Annotated in this window: 13 protein-coding genes; 7 read left to right on the top strand and 6 right to left on the bottom strand. The window is 39.8% G+C overall.

Features of this window, described 5'->3' with window-relative positions:
* Positions 1-377: 377 nt before the first annotated feature.
* The 3 genes from IJ00_RS24740 to IJ00_RS24730 form a co-directional block, all read right to left on the bottom strand.
* Entirely contained in the window at positions 378-1,769 is a 1,392-nt protein-coding gene (locus IJ00_RS24740; protein ID WP_035157884.1) for an ATP-binding protein, read from the bottom strand.
* A gap of 137 nt (positions 1,770-1,906) precedes the next feature.
* Complete coding sequence (locus IJ00_RS24735; RefSeq protein ID WP_144416081.1) at positions 1,907-2,245, bottom strand: hypothetical protein; 339 nt, start codon at positions 2,243-2,245, stop codon at positions 1,907-1,909.
* Between the two features lie 67 nt (positions 2,246-2,312).
* On the bottom strand, positions 2,313-3,005 hold the full coding sequence (locus IJ00_RS24730; protein WP_035157880.1) for a hypothetical protein: 693 nt from the start codon (positions 3,003-3,005) through the stop codon (positions 2,313-2,315).
* An 81-nt stretch (positions 3,006-3,086) separates the two neighbouring features.
* Here IJ00_RS24730 and IJ00_RS24725 point away from each other — a divergent pair, with 81 nt between their 5' ends.
* From IJ00_RS24725 to IJ00_RS24715, 3 genes are all read left to right on the top strand, one after another.
* Entirely contained in the window at positions 3,087-3,902 is an 816-nt protein-coding gene (locus IJ00_RS24725) for a DUF4058 family protein (RefSeq protein WP_035157878.1), read from the top strand.
* Positions 3,903-4,120: 218 nt separating this feature from the next.
* The gene (gene ileS, locus IJ00_RS24720; protein ID WP_035157875.1) at positions 4,121-6,994 is read left to right on the top strand and encodes an isoleucine--tRNA ligase; all 2,874 of its coding nucleotides are present in this window, start codon (positions 4,121-4,123) and stop codon (positions 6,992-6,994) included.
* A gap of 156 nt (positions 6,995-7,150) precedes the next feature.
* Positions 7,151-7,621, top strand: a complete 471-nt coding sequence (locus IJ00_RS24715) for a hypothetical protein (RefSeq protein WP_144416080.1) — start codon at positions 7,151-7,153, stop codon at positions 7,619-7,621.
* 275 nt (positions 7,622-7,896) lie between these two features.
* Here IJ00_RS24715 and IJ00_RS24710 read toward each other — a convergent pair whose 3' ends face one another.
* Positions 7,897-8,781, bottom strand: coding sequence for a ParA family protein (locus IJ00_RS24710; RefSeq protein ID WP_035157870.1), 885 nt, complete (start codon positions 8,779-8,781; stop codon positions 7,897-7,899).
* A 484-nt stretch (positions 8,782-9,265) separates the two neighbouring features.
* Here IJ00_RS24710 and IJ00_RS24705 point away from each other — a divergent pair, with 484 nt between their 5' ends.
* The 3 genes from IJ00_RS24705 (at position 9,266) to IJ00_RS24695 (ending at position 12,978) form a co-directional block, all read left to right on the top strand.
* Complete coding sequence (locus tag IJ00_RS24705) at positions 9,266-10,624, top strand: AAA family ATPase (protein WP_035157867.1); 1,359 nt, start codon at positions 9,266-9,268, stop codon at positions 10,622-10,624.
* Positions 10,624-11,364 (top strand): hypothetical protein, encoded by a 741-nt coding sequence (locus tag IJ00_RS24700; RefSeq protein ID WP_035157864.1) that lies wholly within the window; start codon positions 10,624-10,626, stop codon positions 11,362-11,364. Before IJ00_RS24705 ends, IJ00_RS24700 begins: the two co-directional genes overlap by 1 nt.
* A gap of 384 nt (positions 11,365-11,748) precedes the next feature.
* Entirely contained in the window at positions 11,749-12,978 is a 1,230-nt protein-coding gene (locus IJ00_RS24695) for a glycosyltransferase family 4 protein (RefSeq protein WP_035157861.1), read from the top strand.
* A gap of 111 nt (positions 12,979-13,089) precedes the next feature.
* On the opposite strand, the gene IJ00_RS24690 is transcribed toward IJ00_RS24695, so the two are convergent.
* Complete coding sequence (locus IJ00_RS24690; protein ID WP_035157859.1) at positions 13,090-13,593, bottom strand: single-stranded DNA-binding protein; 504 nt, start codon at positions 13,591-13,593, stop codon at positions 13,090-13,092.
* Between the two features lie 346 nt (positions 13,594-13,939).
* A complete protein-coding gene (locus IJ00_RS24685; RefSeq protein WP_035157857.1) occupies positions 13,940-15,178 on the bottom strand; it encodes an FAD-dependent oxidoreductase in 1,239 nt (412 codons plus the stop codon).
* 116 nt (positions 15,179-15,294) lie between these two features.
* Here IJ00_RS24685 and IJ00_RS24680 point away from each other — a divergent pair, with 116 nt between their 5' ends.
* On the top strand, positions 15,295-16,560 hold the full coding sequence (locus IJ00_RS24680; protein ID WP_035157855.1) for an ABC transporter ATP-binding protein: 1,266 nt from the start codon (positions 15,295-15,297) through the stop codon (positions 16,558-16,560).
* Positions 16,561-16,612: the final 52 nt, after the last annotated feature.

The raw sequence follows: 16,612 nt of genomic DNA, 5'->3' as shown, positions 1-16,612 counted from the left end.
TCATGACCCTCCTTAATCCCCCCTTGTAAAGGTGGGAAACAAGAAAAATCAAGTTCCCTCCCGTTTATAAGGCTACGGTGTACACACAAGTCTAAAAATTCCCCCTAGCACTTGGTTTCGTCATTTAGATTTAGGTTGTGCGATCGCTCTGGAAGCCTGTCATTGCGAGGAGGAACGACTCAGCAATCGCAAAAACCACGGGATTATGTGATTACTTCGCTCCGCTATCGCTGCGCTCGTAATGACAATTTAAGGGGTCTATAACGCCTGAAACCCTTACAGCTACCACTTGTATGTACACCGTAGGTTTATAAGGGGAGGGTTAGGGAGGGGTAAAAAATATTTGATACATCAATCAAGACTTTTCAAACATACTCTTAAGGTTGAATTTGACTAATTGCACTTTGAAATTTAGGAGTCGCTTCAATCAAGGGATGAACATCACACCAAATCTGCAAGTTGTCATCGTCATCATAATAACGATACTCCAACAAGGAACGATTGCGTAATAAACGTAAATGTTCTTTATCGTCTTTCTTATCTTTACAATGATTTGCTTGAGCCAAAATTTCCCAATGATGCTCTTGAATTGCTTTGCGATAGGTTTCTCTGAATCCATCAATTGCTCGTTTTGCTGCTTTCGCGGTAATCGGTAATTGATCAACGTTTTCAATCGCACCTTGAATCAATTTCATTAAATCTCGCATATGTCCACCACTCATCAAACACAGTTGATTCAGGGTTTCTGGACTATCAAACATGGGTGTTATATCTAACCCATCTATTTTTTCATCCAAAACTTTTTCTAAGGCTGGTTCAACTAATCCGACTCGCTGACTAATTAATTGCCGCAGCTTCTTTAATCCAGCCTCGTTAATTGTACCATCGGGATTACGTACCATCATCATCGGTACGACTTCCAGATTATGGTAACTGGTATCAAAATTGGTTGCTAAATCGGAATAGACAACATCAATAGGTACGGTGTAGATAATATGACATTTCAAACTCCGTAACATTTCGCTGCGATTGAGGTAAATTTCTTGATAATTATTGGGTTTACCTTCCTCTGCAACTTCCACAATCCGATCCAGATTATCAACAATCACAACTAAACCTTGATATTCTGGAGCTTGGGATGGTGTTTTCTTGGAAGATTTCCCTTGGGACTTTTTAGATAGATATTCCTCTGCTTTGACAATAAAATCATTCAACGCTTCCACCAAGGAAGGAGTATTGGCATTAATTTTCTGGCGGATTTCCCGACGCTTATCGGGTACAGCTTTAATTGTGGCGGTAATTTTAGAAAATTGAGATATTTGCTGCTCTAAGCTCAAACCTTCAAAGGATAACTCCATCATCATCAAATCCTTGAAGGATTCCCAGCGCTCTTGCATCCATTCCAGCAGAGGATTGTGCTTTTCTATCTTGACAGCTTCTACTAAATGTCGCGTACAAGCCATTAATATATCCGCATATTCCACATCTTCCGGTTCAATATCCTGATCATCAACCGCAAAATAGATAACAAAAAAGCCTCTATTCTCTAGGTTCTCTTTCAAACGTAATAATTCCGTAGACTTACCTGTACCTCGGTGTCCGGAACATAGCTGACAGGTAGGCTTATCTGAGAGGACAATTTTCTTCCCTAATTCCTGGTATACTTCCCAATTACCACGGACTTCTCGACAATCAACATAGGCTTCCTTTGATGCTGTCTCAAAGGGATTGAAGGAATTGTAGATGTCAGCTAGCGTATCTCTACTCACAGACTACCTCAATCAATGCTGCTACTGGGTTGCTACTGGCTGTATCGTAGCATTTACTGAGTAGAGGTAATAGGGGTTATATAGTTCGTTGGGTTTTGGGAAAAATTTGCTTGTAGCAAAACACCCGCAAAAACAGTTTAATTTACGGGTAAGGTGCGGGTTCTGCAACCACGATTGAAGAATCCATCTAATCCCCATGCGGCACATTCTACCGCGCGCGGTGTATCTGGTTGGTTAACGGTGGTGTAGTCACAGGAAACATAACCGTTACCATCACTATCAACAGCTTGACATCTGCCACCATTGAGCTGTTGCTTGAATACTTTTGATACATAATCATTGAGTTGAGATTCCGCAAAACTACGACCAAACATCGATTGTCCAATAGTTCTACCAGCTGTCACGAGAAAGGTACTAGCAGCGACTAGGAAAAAGGTAATGAAAAAGAGAATTATATATAGCCTAAGATTACGCATAAAAATCTCTGAGGAAACCACTATCACAATAAAGCAAAGCTCTGTTTGAGGGAATCCAGGAGATGGATTATTCTGCATCTGGGGAGGTAATTTTTAACATTTCATTACCACCACGCTGTAATTCGTAGGGTACAGGGATAATTTCACAGTTATAACCATCCCTTGTCAGCTGCTGGATAACTGGTTCTAGGTGGGGCGATCGCTCTAACATCAAAGTCAGGAGGGGAAATATTCTCACCTGTTCACAAACGCGCAACATCTCCCGAATCCCTTGCAAATGAAAGTTGACATCGAATTGCTGGGAATAGAGAAACAGGAAATGGGAACACAAACCTAATTGAAATTGGCGATCGCGGTATTGCAACTTTGGTAATTCACCAATTTCGTATCTTTGCTCTAATTTTCCTTGTTCGTAGTCTTGACAAAAATTATCTATTGCCCTTTCCCGATTCTTCCGTAACCCTTCCAGTGAACCGTGGTAAGTCCATACCCAATCCTGGGGAGTTTGTTTTATCTGTTCAATAATATTATCTACCACCTGATCAAAACGGGTTTTTATCTCCTTGGCGGTAAACTTATACAGTGGGTCAATGGACTTGATATTGTAACCCAGTTTTGTCCCCTCAGCGTTAAAGCTAGCTGGACCATCACCCACACCCAGAATCGACTTCTGCAAATCCGTCTCTGTCAGTTGAAACATCTGCACATATTCATCCCAGGATCTACCAAAGGGAACTACCCCATCTAATTTCATTGCCATATGGCGATCGCACCCGTCTAAATTTACTGTATACTACAATATATTACACAAAAATTAGCTGACAGTTAACTGTTTGTCCCTATGTTCCCACGATTTCCTGGAATGAATCCTTACCTTGAACAACCAGCTTTCTGGTCTGCTTTTCATACCAGAATTTTAGTGGCGATCGCTGACACCCTAGCACCAAATTTACTACCTACATACTACATTGAGGTGGAGACTCGCACCTATCAAGAACAGGGAAAGACGGGAGATGATTTACTCGTAGGAATTGCCGATGTTGGGGTTATTGGGACAAATACACCCCCAAAAATAGCAGAGGATTTATTAAGGGATACTAGTTCCGTTCTCACCCAAAAACGTCCCCAACCTATCACCTTACCAATGTCATTGACTGTCAAACATCGCTATTTAGCAGTTAGAGAAGTCGGGAATAACCAAGTAATTACAATTATTGAAGTCTTGTCACCCAAGAATAAACAAAAAGGTCAAGGTAGAACTGCATACGAACGGAAACGGGGAGATATTTTTGCCTCTCAGACAAACTTGATTGAGATTGACTTGCTACGTCAGCATCCACCAATGACTATTTTGGGTGAAATAGAAGCAACAGATTACCGGATTATAGTCAGTCGCAGTTGGCAACGTCCCCAAGCAGACCTCTATGGATTCAATTTACCAGAACCTATACCCACCTTTCCCCTACCATTAAAACCCGAAGACTCAGAACAACCAGTTCATCTTCAGACAATAGTCGATGGGGTGTGTGAACGTGCTGGATATCACCAACGTATTAACTATCAGCAACCCCTCCCACCACCAAAATTATCAGTTCATAATCAGAAATGGATTGATGAGTTGCTTTCTTCTTCAGGTGGGAATTCACCAGAGGTTTAACCAACTTTGGGGGTTTAAGTAAAGAGCTTCTATAAGCAGCGTGTTTTGTGTCGGGGTTTAAATTCCCATCACAAAACATAATTACGAATTACGAATTACGAATTACGAATTATTTTAACCCTGTACTCTGATTGATTTTCGGCAAATGCAAACCAGAGAAAATCTCACTGATATTATAGTGAGAATCAGTCCTTAATTAACTCCCTAGCATTAGCACTGTGACAGAATCTAAAAGCTACAAAGATACAGTAAATTTACCTAAGACTAATTTTGATATGCGGGCAAACGCTCTCAAGCGAGAACCTGAAATCCAAAAGTTTTGGGCAGAAAATCAAATTTATCAGCGTCTCTCTCAGGAAAATCCTGGAGAGTTATTTATACTACATGATGGACCACCCTACGCTAATGGTTCATTACATATAGGTCATGCTTTAAATAAAATCCTCAAAGATATTATTAATCGTTACCAGCTGCAACAGGGAAAAAAAGTCCGTTATGTTCCTGGTTGGGATTGTCACGGTTTACCCATTGAATTAAAAGTTCTGCAAAATATGAAACAAGCAGAACGACAAACCCTCACCCCCATTGAATTACGTAAAAAAGCCAGAGATTTTGCCCTAGATACCGTTAACAACCAACGTCAAAGCTTCAAACGCTATGGTGTATGGGGAGACTGGGATAATCCCTACCTCACCCTCACCCCGGAATACGAAGCAGCACAAATTGGTGTGTTTGGGGAAATGGTGCTGAAAGGTTATATCTATCGGGGTTTAAAACCCGTCCATTGGAGTCCTAGCTCTAAAACTGCCCTGGCTGAGGCAGAATTAGAATACCCGGAAGGACATACTTCCCGCAGTGTCTATGCTGCTTTCCCCATGGTAAGCTTGGCAGAGCCGCTCAAATCTGCATTAGGTGGATATTTGCCAGATTTAGGTGTTGCCATTTGGACAACTACACCCTGGACAATTCCGGCAAACTTGGCAGTGGCTGTCAATCCCGATTTAGACTATGTAGTGGTGGAAGTTACTGCTACAGATAGCTACCAGGGTAAAAAATACTTAATTGTGGCAGCAGGCTTAGTGGAAAGTTTAGCGGCAACCCTAGGTGTAGAACTATCCGTAAAAGCCACATTCAAAGGGAAAGATTTAGAACATTCTACCTACCGTCATCCCCTATTTGAAAGAGAAAGTCCGGTGGTCATCGGTGGCGACTACATTACCACGGATTCCGGTACAGGCTTGGTACATACTGCCCCTGGGCATGGTCAAGAAGACTACATTGTGGGACAGCGCTACGGTTTAAGATTGCTTTCACCTGTGGATGATAATGGTAATTTCACGGAGGAAGCAGGTAAATTTTCTGGTTTAAATGTCCTAGGAGAAGGCAACCAGGCAATTATCGATGCACTTACAGAAACTGCTGCTCTGTTAAAAGAGGAGCCATATGTGCATAAATATCCCTATGATTGGCGAACCAAAAAACCAACCATTTTCCGTGCGACAGAACAGTGGTTTGCTTCGGTTTCTGGATTCCGAGAAGCTGCTCTAGCAGCAATTTCCCAGGTGCGGTGGATACCTGCTCAAGGGGAAAACCGGATTACACCCATGGTTAGCGATCGCTCTGATTGGTGTATTTCTCGGCAACGGACTTGGGGTGTGCCCATTCCTGTATTCTATGATGAGGCAACGGGGGAACCCTTGCTAAATGAGGAGACAATCAAGCACGTCCAAAAAATTGTTGCGGAGAAAGGTTCTGATGCTTGGTGGGAGCTATCCACTGAAGAGTTACTCCCTGAAAGTTACCGTGGTAATGGCAAATCCTACCGTCGCGGTACAGATACCATGGATGTGTGGTTTGATTCCGGTTCTTCCTGGGCAGCTGTAGCTAAACAGCGACCAGAATTAAAGTATCCTGTGGATATCTATTTAGAAGGTTCAGACCAGCATCGCGGATGGTTTCAATCCAGCTTACTTACAAGTGTGGCAGTCAACGGTCACGCACCCTATAAAACAGTACTAACCCATGGTTTTACCTTGGATGAGCAAGGGCGGAAGATGAGTAAATCCCTAGGTAATATCATAGAGCCAGGGGAAATCATCGAGGGTGGTAAAGACCAGAAGAAGCAACCGGGTTATGGTGCGGATGTGTTGCGTTTGTGGGTGTCGTCGGTGGATTATACCTCTGACCAGCGTATTGGCAATAATACCATCAAGCAGTTAGTCGATATTCGTAACAAGATTCGCAACACTGCGCGCAACCTTTTGGGTAACTTACATGATTTTGACCCCGAAAAGGATGCAGTGGTATATGACGATTTACCTCAACTGGATAAGTATATGCTGCACCGTATGGCTGAAGTTTTCCAAGAGGTGACAGAAGCATTTGAGAGTTTCCAATTCTTCCGCTTTTTCCAAACCGTGCAAAACTTCTGTGTGGTGGATTTGTCGAACTTCTATATGGATGTAGCCAAAGATAGGCTCTATATTAGCAGTCCCGACGCTTTCCGTCGCCGCAGTTGCCAAACGGTGTACTGGTATGCGCTGGAAAATTTAACCAAGGCGATCGCCCCCGTACTATCTCACCTCGCAGAGGATATCTGGCAATATTTACCTTACAAAACCCCCTACCAATCAGTATTTGAGTCTGGTTGGATGAAAATCGATCCCAAATGGCAAAACCCAGAATTAGCTACATCCTGGGATAAATTGCGAGATGTCCGCAATGATGTCAATAAGGTACTAGAGCAAGCACGAACAGATAAATTTATCGGTTCTTCCCTGGAAGCTAAGGTAATACTTAACACCAGTGATGAGGCATTGCGAGCTATCCTTACGGAGATGAAAAGTAGCAGTAATGGGGTAGATGAGTTACGGTATTTACTGATTACTTCCCAGGTAGAAATTGCCGAGAATAACCAATCCATGGGAGATTTGAAATACACCCTCGAATCCAACGGGTTAACCATCGGTGTGATGAATGCAGAGGGAACTCGTTGCGATCGCTGTTGGAATTACTCTACCCATGTCGGAGAATCCTCAGAACATCCTGCCATTTGTGAACGGTGTGTGTCTGCTCTCGCAGGAGATTTTTAATAGGTAATGGGTAATAGGTAATAGAATAGCTTTTTCTATGAACTATCACCCATTCGCTATCAGCATCATTAATAAAAATTGCATATAAGGAAAAACTTCAACGTCTAAGTTTTTAGTCGATTGAATTAACCAACTTTTGCATTTTTGAGGAATAAAATGATGCTTCCCTATTCATCTCGTCTAAGTTTAGCTTTACTAACAGTACTTACCTGTGCAATAGCAAGTCCAGCTTTTGCAATAAGAGATTTTGACAATAGCGTTAGTGCAGCAGATTTTGTCGGTAATTTAAATAGTGGCACAGGATTTCGTACAATACAAGGAGATGTAACTGCAACAGATGATCTTGAGGACTTTAAGCAAATTCTTCTTACCGGACGTTCTAATCTCCGCCTAAATTTGGAAGGTGTTGCACCTGATGGAGGACGTACAGATTTAACCTTAGTTCAGGATAAAAATAGAAATGGTAGACTCGATAGTGGTGAAATTATCGCTAAGAGTCGCAACTCTTTCTCTCACCAAATTACCCGCCAAAATCTCACTGCTGGTAATTACATTATCATCATTGCCAGTAGACAATTGAATTCTAGCAAAGTGAGATATAAAGTAACTGTAGATGCACGGGTTTAGCAATTAAATTTCATCCATGATTAAATTCGGAGTTTTTTTGCGACTCCAATGCATCATTACGATGTAATAATGCAACCTGAGAGCATCCCAATTTTGCAAAAAAGATAGTAGTGGGAGTAGTGTATCTCCTCCGGAGACGCTTCACAAACGATTGACTTGTATTGAGCTTTGTCGAAGTAGCGTTCACACCGAAGTCTTGCTCCCTACTGTCATTACTGAAGTCGGTAGAATAACCGCACTACAAAATCAATTTACACATTTGGGATGCTTTTTATCTACAATTTCTGCAACATTTCCTGAGTTAATTGGATAAACGCTTTAGAACCAGAAGAACCAGGAGAACTCAAAACTACCGGCATAAAACTATCTACCGCTTTCGCAACATTCACATCCACGGGAATTTGTGTAGGGAATATTTTCCCATCTCCAAAGTCTTGTTGTACTCGCTGCATTACCTGTTTGTAATATCTACCCGTGAGCAAGTTTGCATTTGACATGGTAAATACAATACCTAACATTTTAATATCAATATTTGCCTCTTGCTCGTGACTTTCCTTCAATTTTGCAATACGTCTTTCTAATAGTTGAATCCCCACTACTGATAAAGGTTCAGGTTTAGCAGGTAAGATATAATAATTACTCGTTGCCAAAGCGCTACGGGTTAATAAGTTGTATCCAGGAGCGCAATCTAAAATGATAAAATCATAGTCATCCCGAATCGGTTCTAAAACCTTCCCTAGTAATACTCTTTCAAAACGATTCCAAATTGCTTCAAAATTATTCTCCCCTAAATTTACTGCCTGTTGATGCAGCATTTCTGAAACCACAAACTCATCATATAAATCAATATCACCAGGGATTAAATCTAATCCTGGCAGGTTGCAAACTTGGGATTGAATAATATCTTGGATTGTCAATTTTAACCGGAGATTAGGGGTAATAATCGCATCAATCAAGTAGCGTAAAGTTTTCCTTTGTTTCCGATACTTAGCAAAATCAACAGGTGACATTAAACTCAGTGTGGCACTAATTTGACTATCCAAATCTAGTACTAACACTCGCTTTCCATAATTCTTCGCTAAACAAGTTGCCAAATTCACACTCAGAGTTGTTTTACCAACTCCACCCTTCATATTTGCTGTAGCAATTACATATCCCATCACTTGATTCCTCTTTATTGATGCATTCCCATCTAGGTAACGTCAAAATTTCATTTTTGTGGAGAAAACACGGGTAAATTTAAGATTTTCTCGACTTGAGATGCTTGAAAGCAGTCAGATTATACCAGTGATGGGTGCAACTCACGCAAATCAGATGAGATAGATTCAGGATAAAAGAATTGAGAAAAACTTCTGCTCTGAGTAAATTTAGGTGACGTGCAGCTAAATTACATAAATCGAAAACATCAAGTTATTCTATTGTAGGTATTTTGCCCGCATCTAATATACAAATTAAATACGCATTACCTTACCACAAAATTTGTTTCAAAAGAAAAATATACAAAATAAACACGCGAATCCTGTTACTTTTGTGAAATTATATTATGCATTGAGAAATTATCATAAGTAATTTTAATTACACAAAATCATAAGGCTAGGTCATAATCAAGGAAGTATAAAATTTTATCGATTGAGGTAGGAGAGCTTGTCTTTTAATCCTGAGCTTTGTCGTAATGAAAGCGAAGTAGAAAGCAAACTCATTGTTCAATATCTGTTGCCACAACTGGGATATACTCCTGAAACTTGGCATCAGGAAGTCGCTTTTGGGAATATTCGTTTAGATTTTTTAGCTTTTGGTGTTCAAGTTATTCCTTTTACTTTAGATGCGAATTCCCCCTTAAGTATAGTGATGGAAGCAAAGCATCCTAAGCAGAATTTGAACACTCATATTTTGCGTCTTAAGTATTATCTCACAAAGTTAAATGTCAGATATGGATTATTAACTAATGGTAGAGAAATTAGAATTTATGAGAAAAAGAGCCAGGATGAGGTTCAAATAGTTTTTCAGTGTTTAGGGAAAGATGTTGAAGCCAATATTGATGATATTAGGAAATTAATTGGAAGAGAGAATATTAACAAAATACAGACAAGTGAGAACTCAGCAGTTAAGCAAACAGAAATTAAAGTTAAGACTAAGGAAAGAAATATGAAAGTAATTGCAGTTTACCATAATAAGGGCGGTGTAGGTAAGACGACTACTGTTGTTAATTTAGCTGCTGCTCTGAGAAAAAAAGGCAAACAAGTATTGATTATAGATTTAGATAGTCAAGCAAATTCAACTTTTGCGACAGGCTTAGTCAAGTTCGATGATGAAGATGATGATGATATTAAAGACTCTAATATATTACAAGTTTTACAATCTGAAGAGTTATATCCTATTTCCGAAGTTGCAAGAAAATCTAATTTCTGTAATCCAGAAATATACGTGATACCCTCCCATATTAACTTAATTGCAGAGGAAAGAAACTTAAGTGAACTAGAGCATACCAAATTAGGACTTCTTGAAAAGCTAAATGAGGTAAAAGATAAATATGATGTCGTTTTGATTGATACTCCACCTTCTTTAAACTTGTATGCAAGAATAGCGCTTATCACATCAGACTATGTAATTATTCCATCAGATTTAAAGCCATTTGCAAATCAGGGTTTAACTAATGTCAAGGAATTTATTAAAAAAATAAATGCTTTTAGAAAGCAAGTCAGAATTCCACCCTTACAAATTCTTGGTGTTCTACCTTGCAAAATATCTACTAACCACAAATTTGTCAATTCTACGCTCAGAAATCGTATTGAAAAGATAGCAAATAAATATGATTTAGATGTATTGGAAGCAGTTATATATGAAAGAGAAGATTTAGCTAAATGTGCAGAGAGAATCATTAAAATGGGTGACATGGAAATCGCTGATCCAATTTCAGTAATGGATTTCAAACCTAATTCACTTTCAGCACAAGAATTTGAATTATTAGCAAAAGAAGTATTGAATAAAATAGGGATGAATTAATGAAACTCTCTACATCACTTGTTGCCGTTAAGAGAATTATTTGTGATACTCCACGCTCTATATTTGATAATGATGATATAGAAAAAGCTGCACAGACGATATTGTCAGTAGGAGGTCTTATAAACCCTCTTGTTGTTGCTAGAAGTGGCTTCCAATCGTATAAAGTCATCAATGGAGACTTTGAATATTATGCTGCTGTTAGAGCCAGAGAGATAGACTTAAAATTGGGAGAAATGGTCAGTGTTTATATTGTTGAAGACGACAATAATGAAGTAATTGTCAAGCAAATAGAATTGTTTCGAGATAAAAATAATTTACCTGAAATGACAGGCACAACTATTATCAGTCAAGAAACTTTAAATAGTTTTGTAAAATCTATTGAATCAAGAATTGATAACTTAGCTCATAAGTTAATAGAAGAGAATAAGGAGAAATTTCAGTTAGAAGCAGAACTTAAAGACATAAAGAAAAAACAACTTATAGATATCAAACCATTAGACATATTTAATACATTTGAAAAGCTGCAATTAGTACGTAAGTTGATGCAAACTGGAATGAATGAAGGAGAGGGACAAAAAATTACAGATGCTATAGTGAAAGAGCGAGACATGAAACTTTTTGACTCTTTGATAGATGTTGTGGAAAGAGTAAAAATTAAGCAAAAAAACAATAAATTCAAAAAAGGCATAAGTTCTGAAAGAATGTTAAAAATTACCGATATTTGGTTGCGTGATGATTGAAAAATTTTAGTAAAAATAGGGCGCGTAGGATAAAAACCCAGAGACAAGTATTACTTATCACAATATTATAGCTGCGTCAGTCCACTACCCATTCATATAATAAACCTATCATCGGAGGTGGACTTTGCCTCTCTCTAATTTTCTCTGAATAAATGTATATTAAAAAACATATTTAAGTATCCCGTATCATCTCAATATCCTGATAAATAATCATAGCAAGAGGATTTACTGATATCCTTCCTGGGGAGCATAAGTATAATAGTGGACAGTGCATTTACTGGGGCGATCGCTATTTCACAAACTGAAGATAATTCCAGCATCCGTATCAACAAGCTGAATATTAGACAAGATATCCACAAGTATACTTAAATCTCTCCCTTTCCTATGCGTACCCTATTTATCACCAAAGAAGTACCCTATCCAACAATTGGAGGTGTGAGTTTACGCACCTGGCAAAACATCAACATTATGATGAAATCTGGAGAAGTTGGTGTTTTTTCTGTTTCTAATTGGACTCCTAAGCATACTTCTCTCCCTGGGGTTGCAGTTTGGAAACATTGTAATGTAACGGAAAAACGTTCTCCAAAAGAACAATTTATCAATCGTTTATGGTGGTTTTCTCCTCGGAAACATCCAGATACTCTTTGGGGATATTCTCATGCAACAGAAGAAGCATTAAATCAACTACTACAAGAATTTAAGCCAGATATTGTTATTCTGGAAGAAATTTGGGTATATCCCTATTTACAGGTAGTAAAAAATCACCCTTGTAAAATCATTTTTGATAATCATAATGTCGAGGCTTCTTTATGGGAGCAGCGACATAGTAATAGTAATAATTGGAAATTTCGACTGAGAAATACAATTCATTTAGCCCATCTCAAACGCATAGAAAAAGACTTTATTAGCCAAGTCAATCAAGTATGGATGTGCAGTGAAGAAGATGTACATCTACTCAAAAAATTTTACTTGCACTTTGTCCCTACCTATGCAGTACCTAATAGTATTAATGTTTCTGCCTATGACAGTATTCGCTCAGGTGAATTTACTCCTCCTCCTGAACTCGCAAATAATCCCTATAACTTGCTATTTTTAGGTCAACTTTCCTACTCACCCAATACTGTTGCAGCAGAATTATTAATTCAAAAAATATTCCCAGAAATTCAAAAAATTTATCCCCAAAGTCGATTACTATTAGTCGGACGTACACCAACTGCCTATATGTTAGAAGCGGCAGCAAAAAATCCTCATATTATTGTGACTGGAAGTGTACCTGATGTGAAGCCTTATATTGCAGCAGCAAGCATTATGGTTGTACCTTTAATGCAAGGTGGAGGAACTCGCTTAAAAATAGTGGAAGCATTTGCCGCAGGTTGTCCGGTAATTAGTACTGCGAAGGGTTGTGAAGGAATTAAAGCTAAAGATGGGGAAGAGTTGTTAATTAGAAATACTGTATCTGAAATTGTTGCTGGTATACAGGAAATTTGGTCTGATTCTTATCTTGGGGAAAAACTGGCGAATTCTGCCTATGAATTAGTTCAAAAAGAATATTCTTGGGAAGCAACTGCACGAAAAATAGATCAGGCAATTCATGATTTATTACATGTTTCGTAGTTGTTTGGGTGATTAATTTGAGATAAGTTACAGGTGTTTAGATACCTAACTTCTAGGAGTCGGGTATCTACTAACTTCTGGAAATTCTGGCGACAGACTGCAAGTTAACACCTAGAAAGGAATATCATCCATATCTGGTTCTTCTTGAGGTGGTGCAGCATAGGATGGACGTTCATAACTAGTATTGGCTGGTGCAACTTCTGTATAACTTGGTTGGGGAGTATTTACCAATGGTGTGGTGGGTGTAGTGGGTGTGGTGAGTGTCGTGGGTGTGTTATTTCTGGCAACTGTCGCGGAAGCAGTTGTAATACTTCCTCCACCGAGGGAGTGGATTTTTTGCACAGTTAGTTCAGCACGTTTTTCCTTGAAACCCTCCGGACGGTTAATGGTATGCATTCCCAAACGTCCTTCAATCAGCACGCGATCGCCTAAGTGAAAACCCTGATGTATCTCCTTTGCCAAATTACCCCAACCGACTACCCGTAATGTCCCACTCGGATCCTCTGCCCTTGTACCAGGGAACTCAACGGTCATCTCTGCTAACTCTAACCCATCAGGGGTATGGCGCAGTTGGGGTTCTTGGATAATTTCTGCCATCAAAATACAATTATTCATAAATTCCTCCTGCCTGATTTCTGGTGAGTAATGAATTTTCAGTGATAGACTTCTTGGGTGAGATTAGGCAAGAATCAGGCTGAACAGTTGCTTTTCCCACCCTTGCCACAACATCTTTTCTTCCGGAAGTCTCAATAAGTAGCAAATATTTTGTCTAAACTACTAAAATGTGTCAAAAAAAGCTGTATTTACACTCTTTACCACAGAATCTGTTTTAACATAAAAGCCAAGCAAATATCCGCGAACAGCAGCGTTTAAACTGTTCACGAAACTCGCCTGACTTGCTTGAGTAATCGATTCTGCACTTCAATAGTATAATTGTACCATAATTGACAGTAAAATAGCTTTACATCTTGACATGGGCAGGAAAAACACCAAACGCGATTAACCTGGCAGGAAAGTCTCGCAATCCAGGTAAACCTAACCATCGTGGTGGTTGGAAGGGTTGAGAATTTTGAGAATCCAGAGCAGGGGCAAAAATGCGTTGTTGGATCAGAGATTGAAAGGTTTGAATTACACGAGTAGGCAATTCCCGTTGTCGCTGTACCTGAGCGAGATCATCGACATTGAGAGTTCCAGTTTTCAAAGGTTTACTTAATACATTGCTAGCAACTACCGCGTCTTGGATGGCATAGTTGATACCAACCCCTCCAATAGGGGACATAACATGAGCCGCATCACCAATTAACAGTAAACCCTGACTATACCAGCATTTGAGGCGGTCAGACTCTACAGATAAAAAGGCAATTTGCGACCAATCGTGTAAAAATGCGATTCTATCTACCAATTCCGGTACAACTTCTATCACAGATTGACGTAATATTTCTAACCCTTGATGCCGTATTTTTTGGTATGTGCCTTTGGGAATGACATAGGCAATTTGCCACTGTTCTCCCCGATCTAACATTGCTACTATATGACCACGACCAATACGTCCCATTCCTCCTGGAGCTTCCTCCCGATGCTTAGGAAGACGGAACCATAGGACATCCATGGGTGCAGAGGTAGAAATTGCCTCAAATTCTCCTAGCTGTCGTAGCTTAGAATGCCGTCCATCTGCACCGACTGTCAGCTTTGCCCGGACTTCATGCCATCCACCTTGACCTCGATAACTAACTCCGATCGTAGTATTATTTACTCTCAGTATTTCTTGCACATTTGCCCCCATGACTAGCTGAAAATTCGGGTATTTTTTGGCTTCAGTCGTGATAAATTCCAGGAATTTTACCTGGGGCAACATTGTAATGTAGGGATAGGCAGTCTTGAGATGACTAAAATCAGCAATAACAGCTTGTTTTTCTGAGGTTCCGAGACTCATCCGATGCATTTTGGTGTGGGGAAGTTGTAGCAAGGATTCAGCTAAATCCAGTTCTGCCATTATTTCCATTACTGATGGATGGATAGTATCCCCACGAAAATCGCGGTCAAAATCCTTGTGGGTTTCTAGTAAGATGACATGGATACCCTGGCGTGCTAAAAGTAAAGCCAGTAAAGTTCCTGCTGGACCTCCACCAACGATACAGCAATCTGTGGTCTGGGTATCAATAATTTCCTGGGAAGCGTTAGAGGTAATATGGATAGCCATATGGAAAACTCCTAAATAATTCCCGATGTATAGTTGCTTCTAAGGTAGTCTGTTTTTGTTTGTGTTCCCTGCTTTTTTAACTTATTGTTTATCTGATATTGATTCAATAAATTATCGTGGCACAGGTTGTATTAGAGAACGTTTATAAGAGTTTTCCTCCCCGCAAAGGTGAGGGTACACAAAATCGTCAGGAAGGGATGAATGTATTGCGACGAATTCACCTGACGGTAAATGATGGTGAGTTTATGGTGTTGGTTGGACCCTCTGGGTGTGGCAAAAGTACTTTGTTGCGCTTAATTGCTGGTTTGGAAACCATGACTGGGGGAAATATTTGGGTTGGCGATCGCCTAGTCAATCATCTTCCCCCCAAGGAACGAGATATTGCCATGGTGTTTCAAAATTATGCTCTTTACCCCCACATGACGGTATACGACAATATTGCCTTTGGGTTGCGTCGCAGACAACAGGGTGATGGAGTATCTCAGGGTAAATTTACTGATACTTTGTTAGTTGAGGCTACGAGAAAATTACCTAAGGGATTACGGTATATTTCTGAGCAAGAACGGAAAATTCAAGAGCAAGTCAGGAACGTTGCCCAATTATTGCAAATTGAAGGTTTGTTAAATCGATTACCCAAGCAACTATCTGGGGGGCAAAGACAACGAGTAGCATTAGGGAGAGCGATCGCCAGAAATCCCCAAGTATTTCTCATGGATGAGCCATTATCCAACCTGGATGCCAAACTGCGAGCCGAAACCCGTGCCCAAATTGTGAAGTTACAAAGGCAACTCGGTACAACCACCATCTATGTCACCCATGACCAAACAGAAGCAATGACTATGGGCGATCGCATTGCTATCCTGAATCAGGGACAAATCCAGCAAATAGACCCACCTTTAGAATTATACAACCGTCCCGCGAACCGCTTCGTTGCCGAGTTCATTGGTTCCCCACCGATGAATTTTATCACCGTGGAATTTCACGCACCGCAATTAATAACCAACGGAGATTTCCGCATGACAATTCCCCATCTTTGGAGCAGCGCGTTACAAAAATATGACGGGAAAAAATTAATTTTAGGTGTCCGTCCAGAGCATTTACTGGTAAGTGTGCCTGCCACGAAAAATCTCCCAGTAAAAGTGGAACTAGTGGAAAATTTAGGGAATGAATCTTATATTTCTGCTAAATTTATTGAGTCTAGTTTTCCCACCAATGGAATCAACAATAATCCCCTTCAGATAAGAGTTCCTCCCGATAGAACCATCAAGTTAGGGGAAGAACTATGGCTATCTTTAACAACAGATAAAATTCACTTTTTCGACCCGGAAACAGAGCAAGCTATCTTCCCGAAAACTTCCCCTTCCTTACCCTTTGAAAATTAGTCACAATTATCGTTTAACTATCACAAAATTAATTGCGATCGCACCCAATCTT

This window comes from Calothrix sp. 336/3, assembly GCF_000734895.2.
Taxonomy (GTDB): domain Bacteria; phylum Cyanobacteriota; class Cyanobacteriia; order Cyanobacteriales; family Nostocaceae; genus 336-3.
The sequence above is the reverse complement of the archived record's forward strand: the minus strand, read 5'-3'. Positions and strand labels throughout refer to the sequence as shown.

What these genes read in the sequence shown, in the direction of transcription:
- IJ00_RS24735 (WP_144416081.1), bottom strand. Translation starts at nt 2,245, where the DNA reads ATGCGTAATCTTAGGCTATATATAATTCTCTTTTTCATTACCTTTTTC.
- IJ00_RS24730 (WP_035157880.1), bottom strand. Translation starts at nt 3,005, where the DNA reads ATGGCAATGAAATTAGATGGGGTAGTTCCCTTTGGTAGATCCTGGGAT.
- IJ00_RS24725 (WP_035157878.1), top strand. Translation starts at nt 3,087, where the DNA reads ATGTTCCCACGATTTCCTGGAATGAATCCTTACCTTGAACAACCAGCT.
- IJ00_RS24715 (WP_144416080.1), top strand. Translation starts at nt 7,151, where the DNA reads ATGATGCTTCCCTATTCATCTCGTCTAAGTTTAGCTTTACTAACAGTA.
- IJ00_RS24710 (WP_035157870.1), bottom strand. Translation starts at nt 8,781, where the DNA reads ATGGGATATGTAATTGCTACAGCAAATATGAAGGGTGGAGTTGGTAAA.
- IJ00_RS24700 (WP_035157864.1), top strand. Translation starts at nt 10,624, where the DNA reads ATGAAACTCTCTACATCACTTGTTGCCGTTAAGAGAATTATTTGTGAT.
- IJ00_RS24695 (WP_035157861.1), top strand. Translation starts at nt 11,749, where the DNA reads ATGCGTACCCTATTTATCACCAAAGAAGTACCCTATCCAACAATTGGA.
- IJ00_RS24690 (WP_035157859.1), bottom strand. Translation starts at nt 13,593, where the DNA reads ATGAATAATTGTATTTTGATGGCAGAAATTATCCAAGAACCCCAACTG.
- IJ00_RS24685 (WP_035157857.1), bottom strand. Translation starts at nt 15,178, where the DNA reads ATGGCTATCCATATTACCTCTAACGCTTCCCAGGAAATTATTGATACC.